The sequence below is a fragment of the Acinetobacter sp. YK3 genome (assembly GCF_001729365.1).
In the GTDB taxonomy this organism is placed as follows: domain Bacteria; phylum Pseudomonadota; class Gammaproteobacteria; order Pseudomonadales; family Moraxellaceae; genus Acinetobacter; species Acinetobacter vivianii.
In genome coordinates this window covers 1-21,784 of record NZ_LZPJ01000026.1, presented here as the reverse complement: position 1 = coordinate 21,784, position 21,784 = coordinate 1, and the positions used below count along the sequence as shown (strand labels likewise).

The following is a 21,784-nucleotide window of genomic DNA, read 5'->3' as shown; positions in this document are numbered from 1 at the left end:
TACATTAATGTCATTGTGGTTGATCCAAACTGGTGCAACAATGCGTAATTTAGAAAAAGATATTTACGTTATGCGCAAAAATCTTGATGGTGGACTCTTGCATGCAATGAATGCCTTCCTGAAAGTGATTGATAGCGGGAGTTTCACGGCTGCCGCTGAACAGATGGAACTGACAACTGCGCAAGTTTCGCGATTAATTAGCGAATTAGAAGGGCGTTTAGGTACAAAACTACTACAACGATCAACCCGACAGCATGCCTTGACCGAGATTGGAGAGACCTATGCCGAGCAGTGTCGTCAGGTGCTTGCCATGGTGGAAGAAGCTGAAGCACAGGCAATGGGCATGGCAACAAAACCGCAAGGGCGTTTACGGGTACTGAGTATGGCCAGTTTTGGTCATCACTATCTTGCACCGATGATGGCGGAGTTCTGTCAAACCTATCCTGACCTGACGGTTGAATATCGAACCTCACAAAATGTACCTGACCTTTTAGGTAAAGGCATTGATGTGAGTCTCTATTTGACTGAATCTCTGGCGGATTCGAGATTTGTGGCCCGTCGCATTGGTACGATTTTTTCGGTGTTATGTGCTTCACCTGCTTATCTGGAAAAGCATGGCGAACCTCAATCGCTGGATGATTTGCAGAAGCACGCCTGTTTACGCTTGGTCAATCCATCCATTACTCCGCAATGGCATCTGACCAGTGAAAATAGCTGTTCGTATCAGATTGATATTAATGGCCCACTCATTGCCGATACGCCTGAGTTGTTACTGGATGTAGTTCAACAAGATATGGGCATTGCCTTATTGCCAACTTTTTCATCGATTGATGCAATCCGCACAGGGCGATTACGCCGTATTTTACCGGCGTGGCGTTCTCCTGATATCGGGGTGTATACCTTATTGCCTTCACGGGATTTTGTGGATGTAAAAACGCGGACATGGTTGGAGTGGGTCGAGCAACATATTTCTCCGAAAATACAGCAAGATACAGATTATTTTTTATAAGTAATTTGAGAGAGCGTTAGAAAAAGAATAATAAGGATTAAAATTAAAAGTAGAAAATGCTTCTTTAGAAAGAGGCATTTCATACAGAGATAAACGATAAATTTTCAAAAAAATTACATGAGGGATTTAGCCCCAATTCTTGAGCAGAATGGGAGAAAGTTGAGCTCTGATCAAGCTTAATTGATTAAGCATATTGTCTGACAGTAAGAGAATACAAATCTATATATGGCTAAGCGCATTTTGTTTGCCAATAGGCATTGGCATAATTTGACAAGCTTTTTCGGTTGAGTACATTGCTAATATTTTGGCTGGCTTGCATTAGCTTTTCTAGGTCAATGCCAGTTTCAAAGCCCATATGTGATAGCAAATAAAACAGATCTTCGGTCGATACATTGCCAGAAGCGCCTTTGGCATAAGGGCAGCCACCCAGTCCTGCAAGAGACGAATCGAAAATGCGAATGCCTTGCTGTAAAGATTGATAAATATTGGCAATCGCCATGCCATAGGTGTTATGGAAATGCCCAGCTAAAACGGTGCTGTCCAGTTCAGCCAGACAGGCTTGCCAGACTTTTTGAACGCGATCTGGTGTCGCTGTGCCAATGGTTTCACCTAAAGACACTTCATAGCAGCCCATGTCATACAGTCGTTTCACGACTTTTACCACTTGCTCAGGAGCAATTGCGCCTTCATAAGGACAATCGACTATACAAGAGACGTAACCACGCACACGAATATCATGTGCTTTGGCTGCCTTCAGTACATCGGCGAATTTTTCAAAGCTTTCATCAATAGAGCAGTTGATATTTTTACGGGTAAAGCTTTCAGAAGCTGCGGTAAACACCGCAACCTCTTTGCATCCTACCGCTTGAGCAGTTTCAAAACCTTTGATATTGGGCGTGAGCAGGCTAAATTGCACATCGGTTGTTTGGGGTAATTGTTTAAATAGCTCATCACTTTGAGCCATTTGCGGTACCCATTTTGCCGAAACGCATGAACCGACTTCTATTGATTTTAGGCCAGCATTTATTAAGTCATTAATAAAGTTTAAGCGTTGTTCAACAGTTAAAGCCTGTTTTTCATTTTGGAGGCCATCTCTGGGGCCGACCTCCACGATTTTGACAAATTCACTCATGCAACTTCCTCCTGAGCAGGTTGAAATTCCACAAGCTCATCGCCAGCTTTGACCTGATCACCGACTTGGAAGTACGAGTCTACAATCACGCCATCTTTAGGCGCACGAATGGTGTATTCCATCTTCATGGCTTCAAGCGTCATTAAAATATCGTCTTTCTTCACGCTATGATTGGCGCTCACCAGCACTTGCGTGACCACACCCGGCATTGGCGCTTTAAGGTGGCCTTCGTCGCCTTGGTGATCTGCTTGATTAAAGTCTTGGCGGATATAAGCAAACTTGTAGCTTTGTCCATTTTGGAACAAGGTAATGCCTTGCTGACTTTGGTTAAAAGACAGCTTTTGCTGAGTCTCACCAATTTGAATGGATGCGGTGTGTGTATCAATCAATTGGCCCGAAATCGGGTAGCTTTGTCCGTTATATTCTGCGGTGAAACCATCTTCATGTGAGGCAAATTTAATTTTAATGTTCTGATCTAAATAGTTCAGTTTAATACTGTGCTGATAGGCAATATTTAAACGCCATAGCGGTTGAGCCTGCCAAAGCTGTTTTTGGCTTGAGCTGTTGTTATTAAGTTTACTGAGAAATTCAATAAATGCCGCTGCGATGATAAGCTCAGGTTTTGTCTGTTGCGTGTTAAACAGAAAATCATGTTCACGTTGAATCAGGTTGGTATCCAATTTGGCTTGTTTAAACGATTCGCTACGAACAATTTTTTCCAGAAAGGCAATATTGTTGCCTAAGCCATCGACATGGAATTGGCTTAAAGCATGTTGCATTTGAATAAGCGCAGCTTCACGGTTTTTACCCCATACGATCAGTTTGGCAATCATTGGGTCGTAATAGGTCGTGATTTCATCGCCTTCAACAATACCGCTGTCTACACGAACATATTGGTTTTGAGTTGGGTAGTGCAGATAGTCAATTTTACCAATGGCAGGTAAAAAGCCTTTTTCAGGTTCTTCTGCATAGATCCGTGCTTCGAGTGCATGGCCATGAATCTGCAATTCGTTTTGTAATTTAGGTAACGGTTCGCCATAAGCCACACGAAGTTGCCATTCAACCAAGTCTTCACCTGTAATCATTTCGGTGACAGGGTGTTCGACTTGTAGGCGGGTATTCATTTCCATGAAATACGCCGTACCGTCTTGTTCTACAATAAACTCAACCGTACCTGCACCAACGTAATTTACCGCACGTGCCGCATCAATTGCCGCTTGACGCATTGCATCGAGCTTTTCGCTTGGCATTTGTGGCGCAGGGGCTTCTTCTAGCACTTTTTGGTGGCGGCGTTGTACAGAACAATCACGTTCAAACAAATGTACGTAGTTGCCATGTGTATCACCAAACACTTGCACTTCAATATGTCTTGGCTGAATCACATAACGCTCAATCAAGACATCATCATTACCAAAGCTGGATTTGGCTTCACGTTTACACGAAGCTAAGGCATGTAGAAAATCTTCACTGTGCTCAACCAGACTCATGCCTTTACCGCCACCGCCAGCGCTGGCTTTAATTAAAACAGGATAGCCAATGTGATCTGCCTGTTGTTTTAAAAAGTCGGCATCTTGATTGGTTCCGTGATAACCCGGTGTTAAAGGAACGCCTGCTTTTTCCATTAACGCTTTAGAAGTCGCTTTTAAGCCCATCGCTAAAATGGCATCGACTGGTGGGCCAATAAAGCAAATGTTGTGTTGTTGGCAAGCGAGTGCAAACTGATCATTTTCAGAAAGGAAACCGTAGCCCGGATGCACCGCTTGGCTGCCTGTATCAATGGCAGCTTGAATAATACGATCAGCCTGTAAATAACTTTGCGTTGCAGGGGACTGACCAATATAAACCGCTTCATCTGCAAGTTTGACATGTTGTGCATTTGCATCTGCATCTGAGTAAACAGCAACCGTTGCAATACCTAATTTTTTAGCTGTGCGAATCACACGGCAGGCAATCTCGCCACGGTTCGCAATTAAAATCTTTTCAAACATGATGATCGTCCTTAATTGTTGTTATTCGAGTTAGAAACCCAAGCAGGTTGCTGTTTATTTAAAAAGGCATTCAGGCCTTCTTTTGCTTCACTGCCTTGACGAACTTGAGCAATATGATGTGCTGTCTGTTGCAGCAAGTCATTGCTCATGGTCTGGTTGCTCACCATTTGAATGAGTTGTTTTGATGCCGCTTGAGCATGCGGACCACCGAGTAATAGAGCATCAATAATTTCTTGAACTTTTTTATCTAAGTCTTCGGCATCTGCAACTTCGTGGGCCAAACCAATTTGTTTAGCTTCACGTGCTGAAATCCGCTCGGCAGTTAAGAAGTAACGAGAGGCTTGTCTTGCACCAATTGCACGAATCACGTAGGGACTAATGGTAGAAGGAGCAAGCCCTAAACGAACCTCAGAAGTTGCAAACTTAGCATCGGTGCTGGCAATGCAAATATCACATGCCGATGCCAAACCCATACCACCACCAAAGGCAATGCCATGCACACGAGCAATAGTCGGTTGTTTAAGCGTTGCAAGTGCATCAAGCATTTGTGCAAGTTTTAATGCATCTGCTTCATTTTCTGCTGAAGATGCCTGACCTGCCTGTTTCATCCAGTTGAGGTCGGCACCTGCCGAAAAGCTTTTGCCGCGACCTGCTAAAACCACCACACGAATGTCATCGCGTGTATGGATTTGCTTAAAGCAAGCATGCAGCTCTTCAATAACTGTCGTGTTAAAAGCATTGTGCAATTCAGGGCGATTCAGCCAAACATAGGCAACCTGACCTTGTTGTTCGAGTTGTAAAAATTGATAGCTCATATACACCTCTTACATACGGAACACGCCAAATTTGGTTGGCTGGATTGGGGCATTCATCGCAGCGGCAAGACTTAAACCGAGTACCTGACGAGTTTGCGCTGGGTCAATGACGCCGTCATCCCAAAGGCGGGCAGAAGCATAGTACGGATGACCTTGACGCTCGTATTGTTCACGAATCGGTTGTTTAAATTCGTCTTCTTGTTGAGCTGACCACTCGGCACCTTTTTGCTCAATCTGATCACGTTTTAAAGTCGAGAGTACGCTTGCTGCTTGTTCGCCACCCATCACTGAAATACGAGAGTTCGGCCAAGTCCATAAAAAGCGTGGTGAATAAGCGCGGCCGCACATCCCATAGTTACCCGCACCAAACGAACCACCAATAATCAAGGTGAGTTTTGGTACATTTGCGGTAGCAACTGCCATCACCAGTTTGGCGCCGTTTTTTGCAATCCCTTCATTTTCATACTGGCGGCCAACCATAAAGCCCGTAATATTTTGTAGAAATAACAATGGAATATTGCGCTGCGTGCATAGCTCAATAAAGTGCGCACCTTTTTGTGCAGATTCTGAAAATAAAATCCCGTTATTGGCAATAATGCCGACTGGCATACCATAGAGTGAAGCAAAACCAGTAATGAGTGTTGAACCAAAGCGTGCTTTAAACTCGTCAAAGCGTGAACCATCGACAATACGTGCAATGACTTCACGAACATCAAAAGGTTTACGTGCATCACTTGGCACCACGCCATAGAGTTCAGATGCATCAAATAACGGTTCATCAACTTGTTTATTTAATTCATTTGGCTTTTTATTTAAGTTAGCAACAATGTTTCGTGCAATCGCAATTGCATGCTCATCATTTTCAGCCAAATGGTCAGCTACACCTGAAAGACGTGTGTGTACATCACCACCGCCTAAGTCTTCACTGCTCACCACTTCGCCAGTTGCAGCTTTTACCAAAGGAGGGCCACCTAAGAAAATCGTCCCTTGATTACGGACAATAATGGTTTCATCAGACATGGCTGGAACATAAGCACCACCTGCGGTACAGCTCCCCATCACGACAGCAATTTGGGCAATACCTAGGCTCGACATGCGTGCCTGATTATAGAAAATACGTCCGAAGTGATCTCGATCAGGGAAGACTTCATCCTGCATCGGTAAGAACGCACCCCCAGAATCTACCAAATAAATACAAGGCAAGTGATTTTGCTCAGCAATTTCCTGCGCACGTAAATGCTTTTTCACAGTCAATGGATAATAGGTACCACCTTTGACGGTTGCATCATTGGCGACAATCATGCAGGTCACACCATTGACTTGGCCAATACCAGCGATCACACCCGCAGCAGGAATGTCATCTTCATACACCTTGTAAGCAGCCAATTGACCAATTTCTAAAAAAGCAGTGCCGACGTCGATCAGTTGATCAATACGATCACGTGGTAAAAGTTTACCTCTGGCCAAATGTTTTTGACGGGCATTTTCGCCACCACCGAGTGCGACTTTTTGAGCCACTTGTTTCAGATCGCTGACCAATGTTTGCATGGCATGTTGATTGGTTTTGAAGTCTTCACTTCGAACATTAATTTTGCTGTGTAATTGGTTCATAAGCTGCATCCTGATTTATGGTTATTATTTGGTTTCATTAAACAGTTCGCGGCCAATCAGCATGCGGCGAATTTCCGAAGTTCCTGCACCAATTTCATAAAGTTTGGCATCACGCCATAAACGACCAGCCGAAAATTCATTGATATAACCATTACCACCGAGGGTTTGAATGGTTTCACCCGCCATCCATGTGGCTTTTTCAGCGGCATATAAAATGGCACTGGCCGCATCTTTACGTAGACTGCGGTCATGATCAGCTTTGTCACAGGCAGCACCCACGGCATAGACGAGGGCTTTACATGCCAACCAGGTTGAATACATATCGGCAAGTTTGCCTTGCATAAGCTGGAATTCACCTAAAGCCTGACCGAATTGCTCACGCTCATGTAGGTAAGGAATCACTACATCCAGACAAGCATCCATAATCCCGAGTGGGCCAGCGCTGAGTACGGCACGCTCATAATCCAGCCCACTCATCAGCACTTTGGCACCGTTACCGACACCGCCCAACACGTTTTCGGCAGGCACTTCGACATTGTCAAAAAATAGCGGATAAGTATTGGAACCACGCATACCGAGTTTGTCTAAATGGCTGCCATGACTAAAACCTTTCATATCTTTTTCAATCAGGAAGGCGGTCATGCCTTTGGCACCTGCTTGCGGATCAGTTTTGGCATACACCACCAATACATCCGCATCACCACCGTTGGTGATCCACATTTTTGAACCATTGAGAACAAAATGATCACCTTTTTGTTCAGCACGCAGTTTCATGCTGACCACATCCGACCCTGCATTCGGTTCCGACATCGCCAAAGCACCGACAAAGTCACCTGAAATCAGTTTTGGTAAATACTTTTGTTTCTGTTGTTCGCTACCGTTGCGGTTAATCTGGTTGATACACAAATTAGAATGCGCGCCATAAGAAAGCCCGATAGATGCCGATGCACGTGAAATTTCCTGTAGCGCGATGATATGTGCCAGATAGCCTAAATTGGTGCCGCCGTATTCTTCAGAAACGGTAAGACCGAGCAGACCCATATCACCAAATTTTTTCCAGAGATGCGCGGGGAATAGATTGTCCTGATCAACTTGTTGGGCAATTGGTGCAATTTCCTTTGCACAAAATGCAGCAACTGAATCTTGTAGTGCAATTAACGTTTCATCCAGACCAAAATTCAAGCTACGTAGGTTCATTGTGTTGTCATCCCATTGGTTATATTTGTTGTTCCAAAAAGCGTTGTTGTATGTGCTTAAGAAGTACCATACAATGATTTTTTGAAAAAGTGAATAGTGATTCATAAAATGATTTACAATTCATTTTATTTGGTAGAGAATAAAATTCATGAGCTATAAACGATCATCTTTGATGCAGGAGAGGATGGAACAAAATCGCAAAGCGATTTTGAGTTCAGCCAGAAAATTAATCTCGGAGGGAGGGTTTAAAGACGCACAAATACAAACCATTGCAGAGCAAGCAGGCGTTTCAAGTGGTCTGGTCTATCGCTATTTTGATAATAAAAGTCAGGTACTGATTGAGGTTTTGTCCGAGGCCATTAACACCGAACTATTGGTGATTGATTCAATTACTGAAAGTAATTTATCGGCAAAACAGAAATTACATAAAGCAGTAACCACCTTTGTAAAACGGGCGCTGAATAGTCCTCAGCTTGCATATTCACTCATGTTTGAACCGGTTGATTCAACAGTTGAACATGAGCGTTTTCGTGTGAAACAGTTGATTAAACAAAGTATTAAGAAAATCCTTGCAGATGGAAATGCGAGTGGTGAGTTTGTTCTGGATGATCTCAATACCGCAGCATTGTGTGTGGTGGGTGCCATGACTTATGTGGTGGTTGAACCCTTAGATCCAGCGCAAAATACCAAGTTTGATCAGCAGCATAAAAACTATTTTTCCAAACAGATTGCTGACTTTTGTGTGGATGCAGTGCAGAAGAAATAAGGCAAACACAATCATTAAAATTGCACAACAGGATGTTGGAAAAGTAGTCGTACTCACAATAATTAAATGACTGAAGAACAGAATTACAAAGAATCAAGGAGAGTGATTCAATGCAACAACAACGGTTAAGCTATGCCTCTGGAACCAGTTCGCAGCCCCTGTTGGGGATGACGATTGGAGAAAAATTTGATCAGGCCTGTGTGCAATATGCTGAACAGGAGGCTATTGTCAGTGCGCATCAGAATAGACGATTGACCTATAAGGCATTGCAGGATGAGGTGAATGCCTTTGCGTGTAGCTTGTTGAAACTAGGATTAAAAAAAGGGGATCGCTTAGCCATCTGGTCTCCAAACTGTGTGGAATGGACTGTGACCCAGTTTGCAGCCTCAAAAACAGGTATTATTCTGGTCAATCTGAACACGGCTTATAAAAGTCATGAACTGGAATATGTGCTGAACAAGGTTGCCTGTAAAGGGTTGGTAATTGCAGCACAATTCAAGACCACAGATTATCAGGAACTACTAAGCAAGATTGCACCTGAACTGGCATCGAGTGCGGATAAGGTACTCAATTCAGCGCGTTTACCGCATTTAAAATATGTCATTAAAATTGATGAGCAGCAGCATACCGGTATTCACCGTTTTAGCGATCTGGTCGGACAACCGACACAACAGCAATTAGATCAGCTGCATGCTTTAGCCAAGCATTTGCAGTTTGATGAAACCATTAATATTCAATTTACTTCTGGCACCACAGGTAATCCGAAAGGAACCATGCTGACCCACCACAATATTCTCAATAATGGTTATTTTGTTGGTGAAGGCATTGGTTTAACGTCAAAAGATCGGGTCTGTATTTCTGTGCCATTATTTCATTGCTTCGGCATGGTGATGGGCAATCTGGCCTGTATCACACATGGTGCAACCATGGTTTATCCAGCCGCCGTTTTTAATCCGCTTGAGTCTTTAAAAACCATCCATCAGGAAAAATGTACGGCGTCTTATGGTGTTCCGACCATGTTTATTGCCATGTTAGAGCATGAGCAATTTGCCGAATTCGATTTATCCAGCTTACGCACAGGCATCATGGCAGGTAGTCCATGTCCTCGTGAAATCATGCAGCGTGTCATAGACCGTATGCACATGTCTGAAATCACCATCTGTTATGGCATGACTGAAACTTCGCCCGTCAGTGTGCAAAGTTATATTCACGATTCGATTGATAAACGCGTGAGTACCGTTGGGCATGTCCATCCGCATTTGGAAGTTAAAATTGTCGATCTAGAGGGTGACATCGTTCCGCAAGGTGTATTGGGTGAACTTTGTGTACGTGGCTATTCGGTGATGGCTGGTTATTGGGATGAACCTGAAAAAACCAAAGAGGTCATCGATGCAGCAGGCTGGATGCATACTGGCGATATTGCGGAAATGGATCAAGATGGCTTTATCAAAATCAAAGGCCGCATTAAAGATGTGGTGATTCGTGGTGGAGAAAATCTCTTTCCAAAAGAAATTGAAGACTTTTTATACACCCATCCAGATATCTGTGATGTTCAGGTGATTGGTTTACCAGACAGCCGTTATGGTGAGGAACTCTGTGCCTGTATTATTTTGCATGAACACCATCAATGCGATGAAGATGCGATACGTCACTTTTGTAAAGAACATATTTCACATAATAAAGTGCCACGCTATGTCAAATTCTTCGCTGAGTTCCCAATGACGGCTTCAGGCAAAGCGCAAAAGTTTAAATTGCAGGAAATCATGCGTGCGGAGTTAAACCTGACAGCCGAAGTCTTTGATTAAAATTGGGATGATTGGATCACTCAGGATTTTCTCTATTGCTGAGTGTGACGCGATTAAAAACAGGGGATGAAATGGCCAAAGATTTTAACAGCCAGAAAGTGGTGGAGCGCTATGACGATCATATCCGTCAATTGATTCCAGCTTATGAATTGATGCATCAGCAAGTGGATGCCATTTTACAGGCAAATTTGAGCAATGATGCGCATATTCTGATTGTTGGCTGTGGTACAGGCTATGAACTTGAGTATTTATTGCAAAGGCATCCTGACTGGACTTTCACGGCTGTTGATCCTTCTTTAACAATGCTGCAAAAGGCACAAGCGCAGATTCAGGCGATGGGGCAGCAAGCACGCGTTACCTTTGCACATGGAGAGACAAATTGTTTATCCGAGCTGCCAGTGTTTGACGCTGCACTTTGTATTCTCGTGGCTCATTTTATTCCGCATGCATCCAAGCCTACTTTCTTTTCCCAGATTGCGAAACGCTTAAAAAGTCATGGAATTTTAATGACCTATGATTTGATGCGTTGTGAAGATTCTCTGCAAATGAAAGCCTTACCGTTGTTATGTCAGGCTGCCGGCCTGAGTGAAGCACAAAGCCAAGCGATGATAGATCGTTTAGGTCAGGACTTTTTCACGGTCTCTTTACAGGATTATCAGCAACTGCTCGATCATGCAGGTTTTGGCAATGTCCATGTTTTTAGCCAGACCTTGACCTATCAGGGCTTGATTGCACAGAAAAATGAAGCGGATCAGTTGCTATTGTCGTGTTGAGGCAATTTGGCTTTTGCTTGGTTTTGACATTTTAAAATAATAGAAAGACCTAAAAAAGAGGAGGTAAAACGAAATAAATCAAATGGTTTTGATTTTTAAAATAAAAAATGTGCTGTGAAATTGCGATTCAGGCAAAGGAAAAAACACAAATAAAGAATGATCTTAAAAGGTATTTGAGATCTGCGAACAAGGAAATTGATTTCAATGGATAAATTTATTTTAACGGTACAAAAAAGCCTATTGGCGGTGTCTGTTGCAATGGTGATATCACCTGTTTATGCAGGAACCGATCAGGCCGAAATTGCGCAACTTCGACAGGAAGTGCAAGAGTTAAGAACGATGTTACAGCAATATGTGCAGCAGAAAGTGCCCGTGCAACCTATTACTCAAGTGGCTGTGACGGCTTCACCACAAGTGACCGAGACAACAGTGCCTAAGCTGAATCTGAGCAAAGGCGGTGCAGAGGTCAATTTATATGGTTATATCCGTGCCGATGCCTCTTATCAGGCCAAAGGTGCATCTACCATGTATAACAATATTAGCGGGGTTCCACTCGAAAATACGCCAGAAGAATCTGCTCAAAAAGACCAATTACATAGTACTGTTAATGTGACACGTTTTGGGTTGAATTTTAAAACCCCAACTGCTGCGGGTGAAGTAGGCGGTAAACTGGAAATGGATTTCTTCGGCGGTACAACGCGAGATCAATTTCGTATCCGTCATGCTTATATCACCCTTGATCAATGGCTGATTGGTCAAACCTGGTCGACGTTTATTGCACCTGAATATTATCCAGAAACTGTAGATGCGGGCACTTTTGTTGGTAGTGCCTTGCTACGTTCACCGATGCTGCGTTATAGCGGTAACCTCTCGGCAAAAACCAGTTTTGCTGTCGCAATTGAAGATCCAAAATATACTGCAACTTCTGATCCAGATAATGAAATGCGTTTGCCAGCCTTGGTTGGACGTCTGAACCATAAATTTGATAATGGCTCACTACTGTCAGGCCGAACGTTTATGGCTGAGAAAAAAACCAGTCATGACAATGAATGGGCATGGGGTGTCGGACTGGGTGGAAAATATCAATTGAGTCCGCAAACCTTCTTAAAAGCCGATTATTACCATGTCAAAGGGGATGGGCGCTTTCTGCTCTGGGCCAATAATAGCTATGTGATTGATGATAAAAATAATATTCAAAGCAACGAGTTCGATACGATTTCTGCGGGGATCACCCATCAATTTAATTCCCAGCTTCGCTCAACTTTAGGTTATGGCTATATGAAGGCCAAGGACGACAACACTTTTGCTGAAATCCAGAAAACCAATATCACCCAGAATAAAGAATTATGGCAAGGCTGGATTAATGCGATGTATAACCCCTACAAGCCGATTACCTTCGGCGTGGAATATGTTTATGGCGAGCGAGAAACTTTTGATGGCCGTAACGGGATTGATAATCGTGTGAACATGATGGCGAGTTATGATTTTTAATACATCTGAGAAATGATTATTACGGATTGATACTTCATTGATATTCATGCATCAAAGTAATGATGAATATCAATGGAGGGCATCAGTTGGGTCAGGAAATTGACGGGGCTGCTGGTATAATTTTTTGCTTCAAGATGTCCATAAATGCTTTCAAAACCATATTGTAATTTTTGCCCTTATGCGTCGTCAGGCAGATTGGGGTACTGTAATACATGACTTCTTGCATAATAGGTTGCATAAAGCCATCTTCGACCCATTTCTTGGCATAGTGATCGGGTAAAAAACCGAGAAATTTCCCTGTCAGGATCAGAAAAGCAATCCCTTCACGGTCACTGGCAGTTGCCGAACAATCCAGAAGTTGATGTAGTTTGGATGCTTCAGCAGTAATCGCATAATTCGGAAGCACGGCTTGCCAGTTGTTGAGATCCTTCGATTTGATCTCATTCAGATGGTTAAATAAAGGATGATTTTTGCCACAATACAGAAATGACTTTTCCTCATATAAATGAAAATAATCCAGTCCAGACAATGGCGTTACCAGAGGAATCACGCCCGCATGTAAACGATTGTCCAGTACCCGACATTCGATATCTGAAAGGGTACTCATACTGATATTAATCACCACTTCAGTATTTTCTTCTGCAAGCTGTGCAAGTGTATTGGTGATATACAGACTGGGCATGGTCACCAGATTATTAATAATCCCGATATTAAACTCACCCTTGAGCTGGTTGTGCATCTGATTGATTTTGGCGCGGAAGTCTTCAATCGAGGCAGTCAGTACTTCTATATACTCTAAAATTTCACGTCCTTCATCGGTGAGGGCAAAGCCAGCACGGCCACGCTGACAAAGCCGAATGCCCAAGCGATTTTCCAGATCACTCATATGCAGACTAATGGCAGAACGACTAATCCCGAGAATACTTTCAGCGGAACTAAAGCTATGACAATCGCAAACCGTTTTAAATATTTTTAGAAGTTTTATATCAAAATCAGTCACTTGATTTAATTTTTTCGGTTTCATTTAGTTTTGCTTTTTTATATCTAAACTCAAGACAATTTGAATTTATCAAAACTATTCGGCTCTGTACACTCCAGATATAACCACAAAACAAGAAGAGTGATTATGTTTGATATCGACACAACAAATGACCGTGATGATGCATTGGAAGCGACACAGCCAAGTGCTCAGATGAACCTGAATTATCAAGCACACTGGATGCCATTTTCTGCCAACCGTAACTTTCATAAAGACCCGCGTATCATTGTTGGGGCAAAAGGTGCGTATTTAGTGGATAGCACAGGCCGCGAAGTATATGACTCCTTATCTGGTTTATGGACCTGTGGTGCAGGTCACACGTTGCCTGAAATCCAGCAAGCGGTCAGTCATCAGCTATCAAAACTGGATTATTCTCCAGGCTTCCAGTTTGGACATCCGTTGTCATTCCAACTGGCTGAGAAAATCATTCAGCACATGCCCGAAAAATTGCAGCATGTGTTCTTTACTGACTCGGGTTCAGAGTCAGCAGATACCGCGATCAAAATGGCACGTGCCTATTGGCGAATTAAGGGTAAACCCAGCAAAACCAAGCTGATTGGTCGTGCACGAGGTTATCATGGCGTCAATGTGGCTGGAACCAGTCTTGGCGGGATTGGTGGTAATCGTAAAATGTTTGGTCAATTGATGGATGTTGATCATTTACCCCATACCTTGCAACCAGATTTAAGTTTTACCAAAGGCTGTGCAGAAACGGGTGGTGTTGAGCTTGCAGATGAGATGCTCAAGTTGATCGAATTGCATGATGCATCCAATATCGCAGCTGTCATTATTGAACCTGTTTCTGGTTCGGCAGGCTGCATTGTGCCACCAACGGGCTATTTAAAACGTCTTCGGGAAATCTGTGATCAGCACGATATCTTACTGATTTTTGATGAGGTGATTACGGGCTTTGGTCGTATGGGGAAATGGACCGCAGCCGAGTATTTTGGGGTAGCACCCGATATTTTGAACTTTGCCAAACAGATTACTAATGGCGCAATTCCGTTGGGTGGGGTTGTGGCAAGTCATGAAATCTATGATGCCTTTATGCAGCAAGACTTACCTGAACATGCCGTTGAATTTACGCATGGCTATACCTACTCAGCACATCCAGTCGCATGTGCAGCAGCTTTAGCCACACTGGATGTGTTGGAAAAACAGAATTTATTGGCTCAATCTGCTGCATTGGCGCCTAGTTTTGAAACGCTTCTACACGAATTAAAAGGCGCACCACACATTCTGGATATTCGTAATTGTGGACTGATTGGCGCTGTACAACTGGCACCACGTGATGGCGATGCAACGATCCGCGGTTTTGAACTTGGAATGAAGCTTTGGAAAGCGGGTTTCTTTGTCCGTTTTGGCGGAGATACCTTACAGTTTGGCCCAATGTTCAATAGCACAGAAGCACAATTATCGAGATTGATGAATGCGGTTGGCGATGCACTTTATCAGGTCAAATAAATTCAATTTTTAACTAAAAACCAAATCAATCGGAAGAAATGATCCCATACAAGGAACAAGAGATGAATAACTTAGAACATTTTTCAAGTGAAACGACGCAGAGCAATGATGGTCAATCCGCACAGGCAACACAAGTGGTTGGACATTTTATCAATGGAAAGGTGGTTTCCAAGTCTGCCAAAAGACAGCCTGTTTATAATCCTGCGACGGGTGAAATCAGCAAAGCAGTTGAAATTGCAGATAGTCAGACGGTGAATGAAGTAGTTCGTGTGGCAGAGCAGGCGTTTCCAGCATGGCGTGATACACCTGTAATCAAACGTGCGCGTGTGATGTTCAAGTTCAAACAGTTACTCGAAGAAAATGCTGACAAAATTTGTGAATTGATTGGGCAAGAGCATGGCAAGATCTCTCATGATGCAAAAGGGGAATTGCAACGTGGGATTGAAAATGTTGAATACGCATGTGGTGCGCCAGAGTTACTCAAAGGTGAATATTCGAAAAATGTCGGCCCAGACATTGACTCGTGGAGTGAATTTCAACCTTTAGGTGTCGTCGCTGGAATTACGCCATTTAACTTCCCTGCAATGGTCGCGTTGTGGATGTTCCCGATGGCCTTGGTGTGTGGTAACTGTTTTGTATTAAAGCCTTCAGAAAAAGCGCCGTCAGTCGTATTATTCTTGGCTGAATTATTAAAACAGGCTGGATTACCCGATGGTGTATTTAACGTAGTGAACGGTGATAAAGAAGCAGTAGATGCTTTATTGCATCATCCAAAAATTCAGGCTATTAGTTTTGTCGGTTCAACGCCAATCGCTGAATATATTTATCGTACCGCAACGTCGACAGGCAAGCGTTGTCAGGCATTAGGCGGTGCAAAAAACCACGCGATTATTATGCCCGATGCAGATATTGATAATGTGGTGACTTCATTATTAGGCGCTGCTTTCGGTTCTTCAGGTGAGCGTTGTATGGCACTTTCGGTTGCTGTCGCAATCGGAGATGAAATTGCAGATATTGTGATCGATAAACTGACTCAAGAAATGCAGAAATTAAAATTTGGGCATTATGCTGATAGCAATAATGATTTTGGGCCCTTAATCACGCAAGTGCATAAAGATAAGGTACAAGCCTATATCCAAAGTGCAGAACAGCAAGGTGCAAAAATTGTGGTAGATGGTCGTGATGCCAAACCCGCAGGTTATGAAAATGGCTTCTTTGTCGGGCCGACCTTGATTGATCAGGTCACACCGAAGATGACCAGCTATCAACAGGAAATCTTTGGGCCTGTCTTGCAAGTGATGCGAGTGGATACCATGCAGGAAGCCATGCAATTGATCAATGAACATGAATATGGCAATGGGACGTGTATTTATACCCGTGATGGCGAAGCAGCACGCTATTTTAGCAGTCATATTCAGGTGGGGATGGTCGGTATTAATGTGCCTTTACCCGTTCCAGTCGCATATCACAGCTTTGGTGGCTGGAAGCGTTCATTATTTGGTGACTTACATGCTTATGGTCCAGACGGTGTCCGTTTCTATACACGCCGTAAAACCATTACCCAGCGCTGGCCATCTGCACAGGTCCGTGAAGCCAAACAATTTGCAATGCCAACTTTAAACTGATTTTTTGCGTTAAAGGGAAAACCGCTGGTTTTCCCTTTTTATTTGAATAGGAATTTAAAACATGTAGTTAACAAACCCAAATTATTTTAAGGAATAAAATATGGATAGTGTTAAAACAAAAAAATTAGGCGAAGGACTTTCAAATCGCCACATTACAATGATTAGTATCGGCGGTGTTATTGGTGCAGGTTTATTTGTTGGTTCATCGGCAGCGATTGCCAAGGCAGGCCCAGCGGTCATTCTTGCTTATCTGACCACCAGTATCATGGTGTTTTTGGTGATGCGGATGCTGGGTGAAATGGCAGTACTCGAACCCGATACGGGCTCATTTTCAACTTATGCGCGTAAAGCAATTGGCCCGTGGGCGGGATTTACCATCGGCTGGTTATATTGGTGGTTCTGGGTATTGGCAATTCCTGTTGAGGCGATTGCTGGCGCTCAAATTCTATATTCATGGTTTCCTTATTTCTCGGTTTCTACTTATGCCTTCTGTTTTATTGTTTTTTTAAGTCTGGCCAACTTTTTCAGTACCAAAAGCTTTGGTGAGTTCGAATTCTGGTTCTCTTTAATCAAAGTAGTTGCCATCATTGCATTTATTATCATTGGCGTATTAGCGATTTCTGGTTTCTGGCCTTTAGCACAAAATGTGAGTGGAGTTGCCAATTTATATAACAATGCGGGTTTTATGCCCCATGGTGTGGGTGGGATTTTAGCGGCGATTCTGATTACCGCATTTTCATTTTTTGGCGTTGAGATTGTTTCAATTGCTGCTGCAGAATCTTCGAATCCACAACAAAAAATCAGACGTGCCACCAATCTGGTGCTGTACCGCATTATTCTTTTCTTCGTGGTATCCATGTTTATTGCGGTTGCGTTGGTCGACTGGCGTTCACCCGATTTGCAAAAATACGGAACCTTCCAATATGTACTCATGAGCCTGAATGTACCAGGGACCAAACTCATTATTGATGCTGTGGTGTTTATCGCTGTTGCAAGCTGTATGAATGCGGCTATTTATACATCATCCCGTATGTTATTCCGTTTAGGCACTCGACATGAAGCACCAAGCAAAGTCACCAAGATTAATTATGCTGGTGTGCCAGCCGTGGCTGTCTTTTCATCAACATTTATTGGATTAATCTGCTGTATCATCAACTATGCATTTCCTGGGAAGGTCTTTGGACTGTTACTCTCAAGCACAGGTTCAATTGCATTACTGGTTTATCTAGTGATTGCATTCTCACAATTGCGTCTCAGAGCAAAACTGGAAAAAGCAGGAACAGAAGTCCCATTTAAAATGTGGCTATTTCCTTGGCTGACGTGGTTTGTGATCATTATTATCCTGAGTGTACTGGCTTATATGTTCTTTTCACCGCAATATAGTTATGAAACAACATTATCTTTAAGTGTCACGGTCGGTGTCGTGATCTGTGGTCTGATTGTGACGCGTAAGCAGAAAAATAACAGGGCAGTTGTAATGCATTTGGATTGACTTAAATAACAGCAAAAAATAAGGTCTCATCGTTATAGATAGAGGCCTTATTTTTTACATATCTCTTGTTTAGTGAGCCAAACGAGAGGAGTAATCGTAAATGATATTTATAGAGATTGAATCCCAGATCTAAAGCTATATTTTTTGAAAAAAACATTTAGTATAAAATAAATTTGCATAAAAAATAGTGGGCCAAGAAATATATGTTGAGTCATAAATAATAATTTATTTTAAATTTGTTGTTTATTTCTGCCGAATTAAGGCTTTATTTTTCACTATATTTTTCATTTTTACTGTAATTAATTTGTAATATTTAATAGCGTTTCTTTTGAAGAGGGTGGAGGTACTTATATTCTTTTTAATAAAATAAACACTGGTTTAGCATAATTTTGACTTTGATTGCTTTTATGTTGAATTGCTATTAAAGTGATTTAATTGTTTTTATAAGCATTATATTGAGTTATTTTTTGTTCTTATTCACATTTAGGTGAATTTATTTAGAACCGAATAAATTGGATTTAAATCCTTATATTTAAGGTCGATTACATAAGATATTTTAGGTTGAGCCTCAATCATTTTTATAATGAGAATAAACGTATCCTGTGGATTGAGTAGGTCGTGATAAGGTTGCGGCTCAATCAAGATCTCATTTTTAAGATGTACAAGATGAACCTGATCTGAAATTTCCTTCATCTGTGTAATTTGATAATTGTGATCTCTATCGTTGATATTTTCTAAGAAAAAATAAATCATATTGATAAATTTATCTTCTTGCTGATCGATATAGCAAAAGTCTTTGGTAAAGAACTTTTCTGCAATAGAATAGTTTTCTATCGTCAAACTGGTGAGATGCCCTATAAGCGCTATTATTGATATTTTTTCTAGGGAAGACATTTTTGAAAATCCATATTTATTATATTTTTCAATTATATTTTTTATTCTTTTAAATGATAGTTTTTTTTGATATTTGTCCCATAGTGTTTTTATTTTTAAATTTTTGTGTTTTTGCTTGATTTTTCAGAAATGAATATACTGGTAATTTTAATTGCTTTCTGTGTTAATTATTAAGTTATGATTTTTATTATACTTTCTTTTATTTTGAGATTGCAAAATGAAGAAATGGGTGTGTAGGAAATGTGGTTTATATAAAAAAATTAATCCAGTTGAGATAACCGCAGGACGAAAAGTATTTTTCATTAAAGTTGATAGCTATATTAATAAGGTGAAAGAGGAGATAGCCAAGGGTGTTATCTTAAGTCGAAGTGGAAGCTCTTTAATTGTATTGTCTGATAACCTTTTGTTTATGGTGAAAGATACGGAAGTCTATCCTGAAGATGCACCGGTCAATTTTGTCTACAATATGTTTGGTGCATGTGAGTGTTAAACCCTGATCTTAACCTTATGATATCCAGGCGTTAACCGACTCAAAGATCATGTATTTATTATGCTTTTTTGGTCATAACGGGTGTATATTGACACCGTTATGGTCATTTTAGCTACTTATGCTCAAACTTATATCACAATGAAAACACCATCAAAATCCAACTGTTTACATTAATCTATTTTCTAGACTTCGTTAAAAAATTAAAAACTTATTCATCCTTCTAAATGAATTTTAATCTCGCTAAAACAACAGGATAATTTTTCTCTCTTCTTTATATTGAATAAACTCATTGGTATTCAGGATTAAAAGCGCTTACATTTTTGAATGACAACGATGTAGTGATCTAAATACTGAACTGCTGGAGAAAAACAATGAATTTAAGCAATAAGACCATTATTATTACAGGTGCTTCAAGTGGGATCGGTGAAGAAGCCGCACTTCAACTCGCTCAAGCAGGTGCGAAAGTTTGTCTTATTGCCCGTCGAGCTGAAGAGTTACAGCGCATTCAGGCGAAGATTCAAGCTCAGGGTGGAGATGTTTCGATCTATCCAGCAGATATTACCGATCAGGAACAACTGGAGGCTTGCGTAACCCAGATATTGTCAGCGCATGACAAGGTCGATGTATTGGTAAATAACGCTGCACGTTCAATTAGACGTCCTATTCTTGAGTCACTTGATCGTTTACATGATTATGAACGCACCATGCAGATTAATTATTTTGCTGCTGTGAATATGACACTGCATTTATTACCTCATTTTATGAAAAATGGTGCAGGGCATATTGTGAATATTTCGACCATGTCGACGCAAGTTCCGATTCCTTTGTTCTCGGCCTATCTCGCCAGTAAATCTGCGCTTGAATCTTTTTCCCGTTCTTTGTCGATGGAATTAAAGGACAAAGGCATTGATGTCAGTATCGTGTATTTCCCAATGGTCAGAACGCCAATGTCGTCGAAAACAGCCATTTATAAACATATGAAAATGCTGGATACGCCGGCCGCAGCGGGATGGATTGTAAAAGCCATAAAAGGGAAATCTTATAGGGTCAGCAGTAAAGCGGGGCTGGTTGCCAATGCATTATTAAATACGACACCGACATGGATGATGAATCTGTCCCGACCAATGTTTCAGTTAATGGATAAGCGCTTAAAAAGTAAATTAAAAACGGAGGTTTAAGCACAAAAGTTAGGTTATCGATTTTTTGATAAAAGAAAAGCAGCGAAAATTGCTGCTTTTGATTATTAATAAATAAATTTAGAAATTTTTTCTGCAGTTTGAATGACCGCCTCGGCAACATCATTTCTAAAATAGTGTTCATCATAACTACCGAGTGGGCAACTCACGGATAAAACGGCAGCCATTTTATGGGTAGATTGTTTATAAATCGGAGCAGCACAGGCAGCCATGTCGTGATTGTAATGGCCCCAACTCACCATAGAGCGTTGGGTTTTAACGAAACTCAGGCGTTGTAATAGTGCTTTAAGATTGGTCGGGGTTAGCTCTGAAAAAGTGTCCCATTGATTAAAACCTTTATAGCGCTCTTTAATTTCTGTTTCGGTCAGATCCGCTAACAGCATTTGTCCAATCACGGTTGCATGGGCAGGCCAGCGTGTGCCTAGGCCAATATTACTGGTAAATGTGCCATTGGATTGAATATTGTTAATAAAGACAATATGCGTGCCTTCTAATATAGAAAGATGCACGGCAAGTTGAGTCTGATCGCGTAACTCTTTCATTAGCGGTGTTGCCAAGTCCAATAATGACTGTTTGGCTAAGCTATTAAAACCAAGCTCCATGACCTTCGAATCCAAAGCATACGTTTTCTGTGAAGCTTTGCGTAGAAAGCCACAAGACTCCAGCGTATAGATCAGACGGAAAGCACTGGAACGGTTTACATCTAGAACTTCGGCAATTTCAGTAATAGTCATTTCTTGGGTTTGCTGGTTAAACGCTTGCAAGATTGCCAAACCACGTACTAAGCCAGGGACTAAATAGCGTTCCTCATTTTTTATCGCATCAGATTCTTGGGAGTCTGTTTCAATTGTTGAATTCATGTGTTCAATTTTCCTATCAAAAAATCGCAAATCAGTACATTTCGTTTTCTTAGGATTCTATTGTAACTGCAAATAGATTGTTTAAAAATTTTTTTATAAATAAAACAAAATTTTTTTAGTAAAACGTAAAAGAATGT

18 protein-coding genes are annotated in these 21,784 nt (G+C 41.7%); 10 read left to right on the top strand and 8 right to left on the bottom strand.

The features are described 5' to 3' along the window. Positions 1-70 precede the first annotated feature (70 nt). Positions 71-1,009, top strand: coding sequence for a LysR family transcriptional regulator (locus A9Z07_RS03250; protein ID WP_032810694.1), 939 nt, complete (start codon positions 71-73; stop codon positions 1,007-1,009). 229 nt (positions 1,010-1,238) lie between these two features. Here the strand turns inward: A9Z07_RS03250 and A9Z07_RS03245 are convergent, their stop codons facing one another. The 5 genes from A9Z07_RS03245 to A9Z07_RS03225 are packed head-to-tail and all read right to left on the bottom strand — an operon-like array spanning position 1,239 to position 7,752. Then, the gene (locus tag A9Z07_RS03245) at positions 1,239-2,141 is read right to left on the bottom strand and encodes a hydroxymethylglutaryl-CoA lyase (protein ID WP_069576760.1); all 903 of its coding nucleotides are present in this window, start codon (positions 2,139-2,141) and stop codon (positions 1,239-1,241) included. Then, positions 2,138-4,129: an acetyl/propionyl/methylcrotonyl-CoA carboxylase subunit alpha gene (locus tag A9Z07_RS03240; RefSeq protein WP_069576758.1), complete on the bottom strand. Its 1,992-nt coding sequence runs from the start codon at positions 4,127-4,129 to the stop codon at positions 2,138-2,140. The genes A9Z07_RS03245 and A9Z07_RS03240 overlap by 4 nt, the downstream gene beginning before the upstream one ends. 11 nt (positions 4,130-4,140) lie before the next feature. After that, positions 4,141-4,944 carry an enoyl-CoA hydratase/isomerase family protein gene (locus A9Z07_RS03235; RefSeq protein WP_069576756.1) on the bottom strand — a complete coding sequence of 268 codons (804 nt, stop codon included), beginning with the start codon at positions 4,942-4,944 and terminating at the stop codon, positions 4,141-4,143. 9 nt (positions 4,945-4,953) lie between these two features. After that, positions 4,954-6,555, bottom strand: a complete 1,602-nt coding sequence (locus A9Z07_RS03230; protein WP_069576754.1) for a carboxyl transferase domain-containing protein — start codon at positions 6,553-6,555, stop codon at positions 4,954-4,956. 24 nt (positions 6,556-6,579) lie between these two features. Continuing rightward, positions 6,580-7,752 (bottom strand): isovaleryl-CoA dehydrogenase, encoded by a 1,173-nt coding sequence (locus A9Z07_RS03225; RefSeq protein WP_069576752.1) that lies wholly within the window; start codon positions 7,750-7,752, stop codon positions 6,580-6,582. A gap of 148 nt (positions 7,753-7,900) precedes the next feature. Between A9Z07_RS03225 and A9Z07_RS03220 the strand changes: the two genes are divergently transcribed. The 4 genes from A9Z07_RS03220 (at position 7,901) to A9Z07_RS03205 (ending at position 12,587) form a co-directional block, all read left to right on the top strand. Next, positions 7,901-8,518 carry a TetR/AcrR family transcriptional regulator gene (locus A9Z07_RS03220; RefSeq protein WP_004772899.1) on the top strand — a complete coding sequence of 206 codons (618 nt, stop codon included), beginning with the start codon at positions 7,901-7,903 and terminating at the stop codon, positions 8,516-8,518. Positions 8,519-8,628: 110 nt separating this feature from the next. Then, entirely contained in the window at positions 8,629-10,323 is a 1,695-nt protein-coding gene (locus tag A9Z07_RS03215) for an AMP-binding protein (protein ID WP_069576750.1), read from the top strand. A gap of 71 nt (positions 10,324-10,394) precedes the next feature. Next, entirely contained in the window at positions 10,395-11,096 is a 702-nt protein-coding gene (locus tag A9Z07_RS03210) for a class I SAM-dependent methyltransferase (RefSeq protein WP_069576748.1), read from the top strand. Positions 11,097-11,300: 204 nt separating this feature from the next. Further along, positions 11,301-12,587 (top strand): DcaP family trimeric outer membrane transporter, encoded by a 1,287-nt coding sequence (locus tag A9Z07_RS03205; protein WP_062847751.1) that lies wholly within the window; start codon positions 11,301-11,303, stop codon positions 12,585-12,587. A gap of 91 nt (positions 12,588-12,678) precedes the next feature. Here the strand turns inward: A9Z07_RS03205 and A9Z07_RS03200 are convergent, their stop codons facing one another. After that, entirely contained in the window at positions 12,679-13,611 is a 933-nt protein-coding gene (locus A9Z07_RS03200) for a LysR family transcriptional regulator (RefSeq protein ID WP_069576746.1), read from the bottom strand. A gap of 96 nt (positions 13,612-13,707) precedes the next feature. Here A9Z07_RS03200 and A9Z07_RS03195 point away from each other — a divergent pair, with 96 nt between their 5' ends. The 3 genes from A9Z07_RS03195 to A9Z07_RS03185 all read left to right on the top strand — a co-directional run bounded on the left by A9Z07_RS03195 (position 13,708) and on the right by A9Z07_RS03185 (position 18,207). Next, on the top strand, positions 13,708-15,090 hold the full coding sequence (locus tag A9Z07_RS03195) for an aspartate aminotransferase family protein (RefSeq protein ID WP_171258941.1): 1,383 nt from the start codon (positions 13,708-13,710) through the stop codon (positions 15,088-15,090). A 62-nt stretch (positions 15,091-15,152) separates the two neighbouring features. Then, entirely contained in the window at positions 15,153-16,715 is a 1,563-nt protein-coding gene (locus A9Z07_RS03190) for a CoA-acylating methylmalonate-semialdehyde dehydrogenase (protein ID WP_005258269.1), read from the top strand. Positions 16,716-16,815: 100 nt separating this feature from the next. Then, on the top strand, positions 16,816-18,207 hold the full coding sequence (locus A9Z07_RS03185; protein WP_004772886.1) for an amino acid permease: 1,392 nt from the start codon (positions 16,816-16,818) through the stop codon (positions 18,205-18,207). A 483-nt stretch (positions 18,208-18,690) separates the two neighbouring features. Here A9Z07_RS03185 and A9Z07_RS03180 read toward each other — a convergent pair whose 3' ends face one another. Next, the gene (locus tag A9Z07_RS03180) at positions 18,691-19,101 is read right to left on the bottom strand and encodes a hypothetical protein (RefSeq protein ID WP_004772884.1); all 411 of its coding nucleotides are present in this window, start codon (positions 19,099-19,101) and stop codon (positions 18,691-18,693) included. Positions 19,102-19,318: 217 nt separating this feature from the next. Between A9Z07_RS03180 and A9Z07_RS03175 the strand changes: the two genes are divergently transcribed. Next, complete coding sequence (locus A9Z07_RS03175; RefSeq protein ID WP_004772882.1) at positions 19,319-19,591, top strand: hypothetical protein; 273 nt, start codon at positions 19,319-19,321, stop codon at positions 19,589-19,591. A 371-nt stretch (positions 19,592-19,962) separates the two neighbouring features. Further along, the gene (locus A9Z07_RS03170; protein WP_047428365.1) at positions 19,963-20,769 is read left to right on the top strand and encodes an SDR family NAD(P)-dependent oxidoreductase; all 807 of its coding nucleotides are present in this window, start codon (positions 19,963-19,965) and stop codon (positions 20,767-20,769) included. A 65-nt stretch (positions 20,770-20,834) separates the two neighbouring features. Here A9Z07_RS03170 and A9Z07_RS03165 read toward each other — a convergent pair whose 3' ends face one another. Next, positions 20,835-21,647, bottom strand: coding sequence for an IclR family transcriptional regulator (locus A9Z07_RS03165; protein WP_004772879.1), 813 nt, complete (start codon positions 21,645-21,647; stop codon positions 20,835-20,837). Positions 21,648-21,784: the final 137 nt, after the last annotated feature.

Bases quoted from the DNA above. Each gene is read 5' to 3' on its own strand.
- A9Z07_RS03250 (WP_032810694.1), top strand. From the start codon at position 71: ATGCGCAAAAATCTTGATGGTGGACTCTTGCATGCAATGAATGCCTTC.
- A9Z07_RS03245 (WP_069576760.1), bottom strand. From the start codon at position 2,141: ATGAGTGAATTTGTCAAAATCGTGGAGGTCGGCCCCAGAGATGGCCTC.
- A9Z07_RS03240 (WP_069576758.1), bottom strand. From the start codon at position 4,129: ATGTTTGAAAAGATTTTAATTGCGAACCGTGGCGAGATTGCCTGCCGT.
- A9Z07_RS03235 (WP_069576756.1), bottom strand. From the start codon at position 4,944: ATGAGCTATCAATTTTTACAACTCGAACAACAAGGTCAGGTTGCCTAT.
- A9Z07_RS03230 (WP_069576754.1), bottom strand. From the start codon at position 6,555: ATGAACCAATTACACAGCAAAATTAATGTTCGAAGTGAAGACTTCAAA.
- A9Z07_RS03225 (WP_069576752.1), bottom strand. From the start codon at position 7,752: ATGAACCTACGTAGCTTGAATTTTGGTCTGGATGAAACGTTAATTGCA.
- A9Z07_RS03220 (WP_004772899.1), top strand. From the start codon at position 7,901: ATGAGCTATAAACGATCATCTTTGATGCAGGAGAGGATGGAACAAAAT.
- A9Z07_RS03215 (WP_069576750.1), top strand. From the start codon at position 8,629: ATGCAACAACAACGGTTAAGCTATGCCTCTGGAACCAGTTCGCAGCCC.
- A9Z07_RS03210 (WP_069576748.1), top strand. From the start codon at position 10,395: ATGGCCAAAGATTTTAACAGCCAGAAAGTGGTGGAGCGCTATGACGAT.
- A9Z07_RS03205 (WP_062847751.1), top strand. From the start codon at position 11,301: ATGGATAAATTTATTTTAACGGTACAAAAAAGCCTATTGGCGGTGTCT.
- A9Z07_RS03200 (WP_069576746.1), bottom strand. From the start codon at position 13,611: ATGAAACCGAAAAAATTAAATCAAGTGACTGATTTTGATATAAAACTT.
- A9Z07_RS03190 (WP_005258269.1), top strand. From the start codon at position 15,153: ATGAATAACTTAGAACATTTTTCAAGTGAAACGACGCAGAGCAATGAT.
- A9Z07_RS03185 (WP_004772886.1), top strand. From the start codon at position 16,816: ATGGATAGTGTTAAAACAAAAAAATTAGGCGAAGGACTTTCAAATCGC.
- A9Z07_RS03180 (WP_004772884.1), bottom strand. From the start codon at position 19,101: ATGTCTTCCCTAGAAAAAATATCAATAATAGCGCTTATAGGGCATCTC.
- A9Z07_RS03175 (WP_004772882.1), top strand. From the start codon at position 19,319: ATGAAGAAATGGGTGTGTAGGAAATGTGGTTTATATAAAAAAATTAAT.
- A9Z07_RS03170 (WP_047428365.1), top strand. From the start codon at position 19,963: ATGAATTTAAGCAATAAGACCATTATTATTACAGGTGCTTCAAGTGGG.
- A9Z07_RS03165 (WP_004772879.1), bottom strand. From the start codon at position 21,647: ATGAATTCAACAATTGAAACAGACTCCCAAGAATCTGATGCGATAAAA.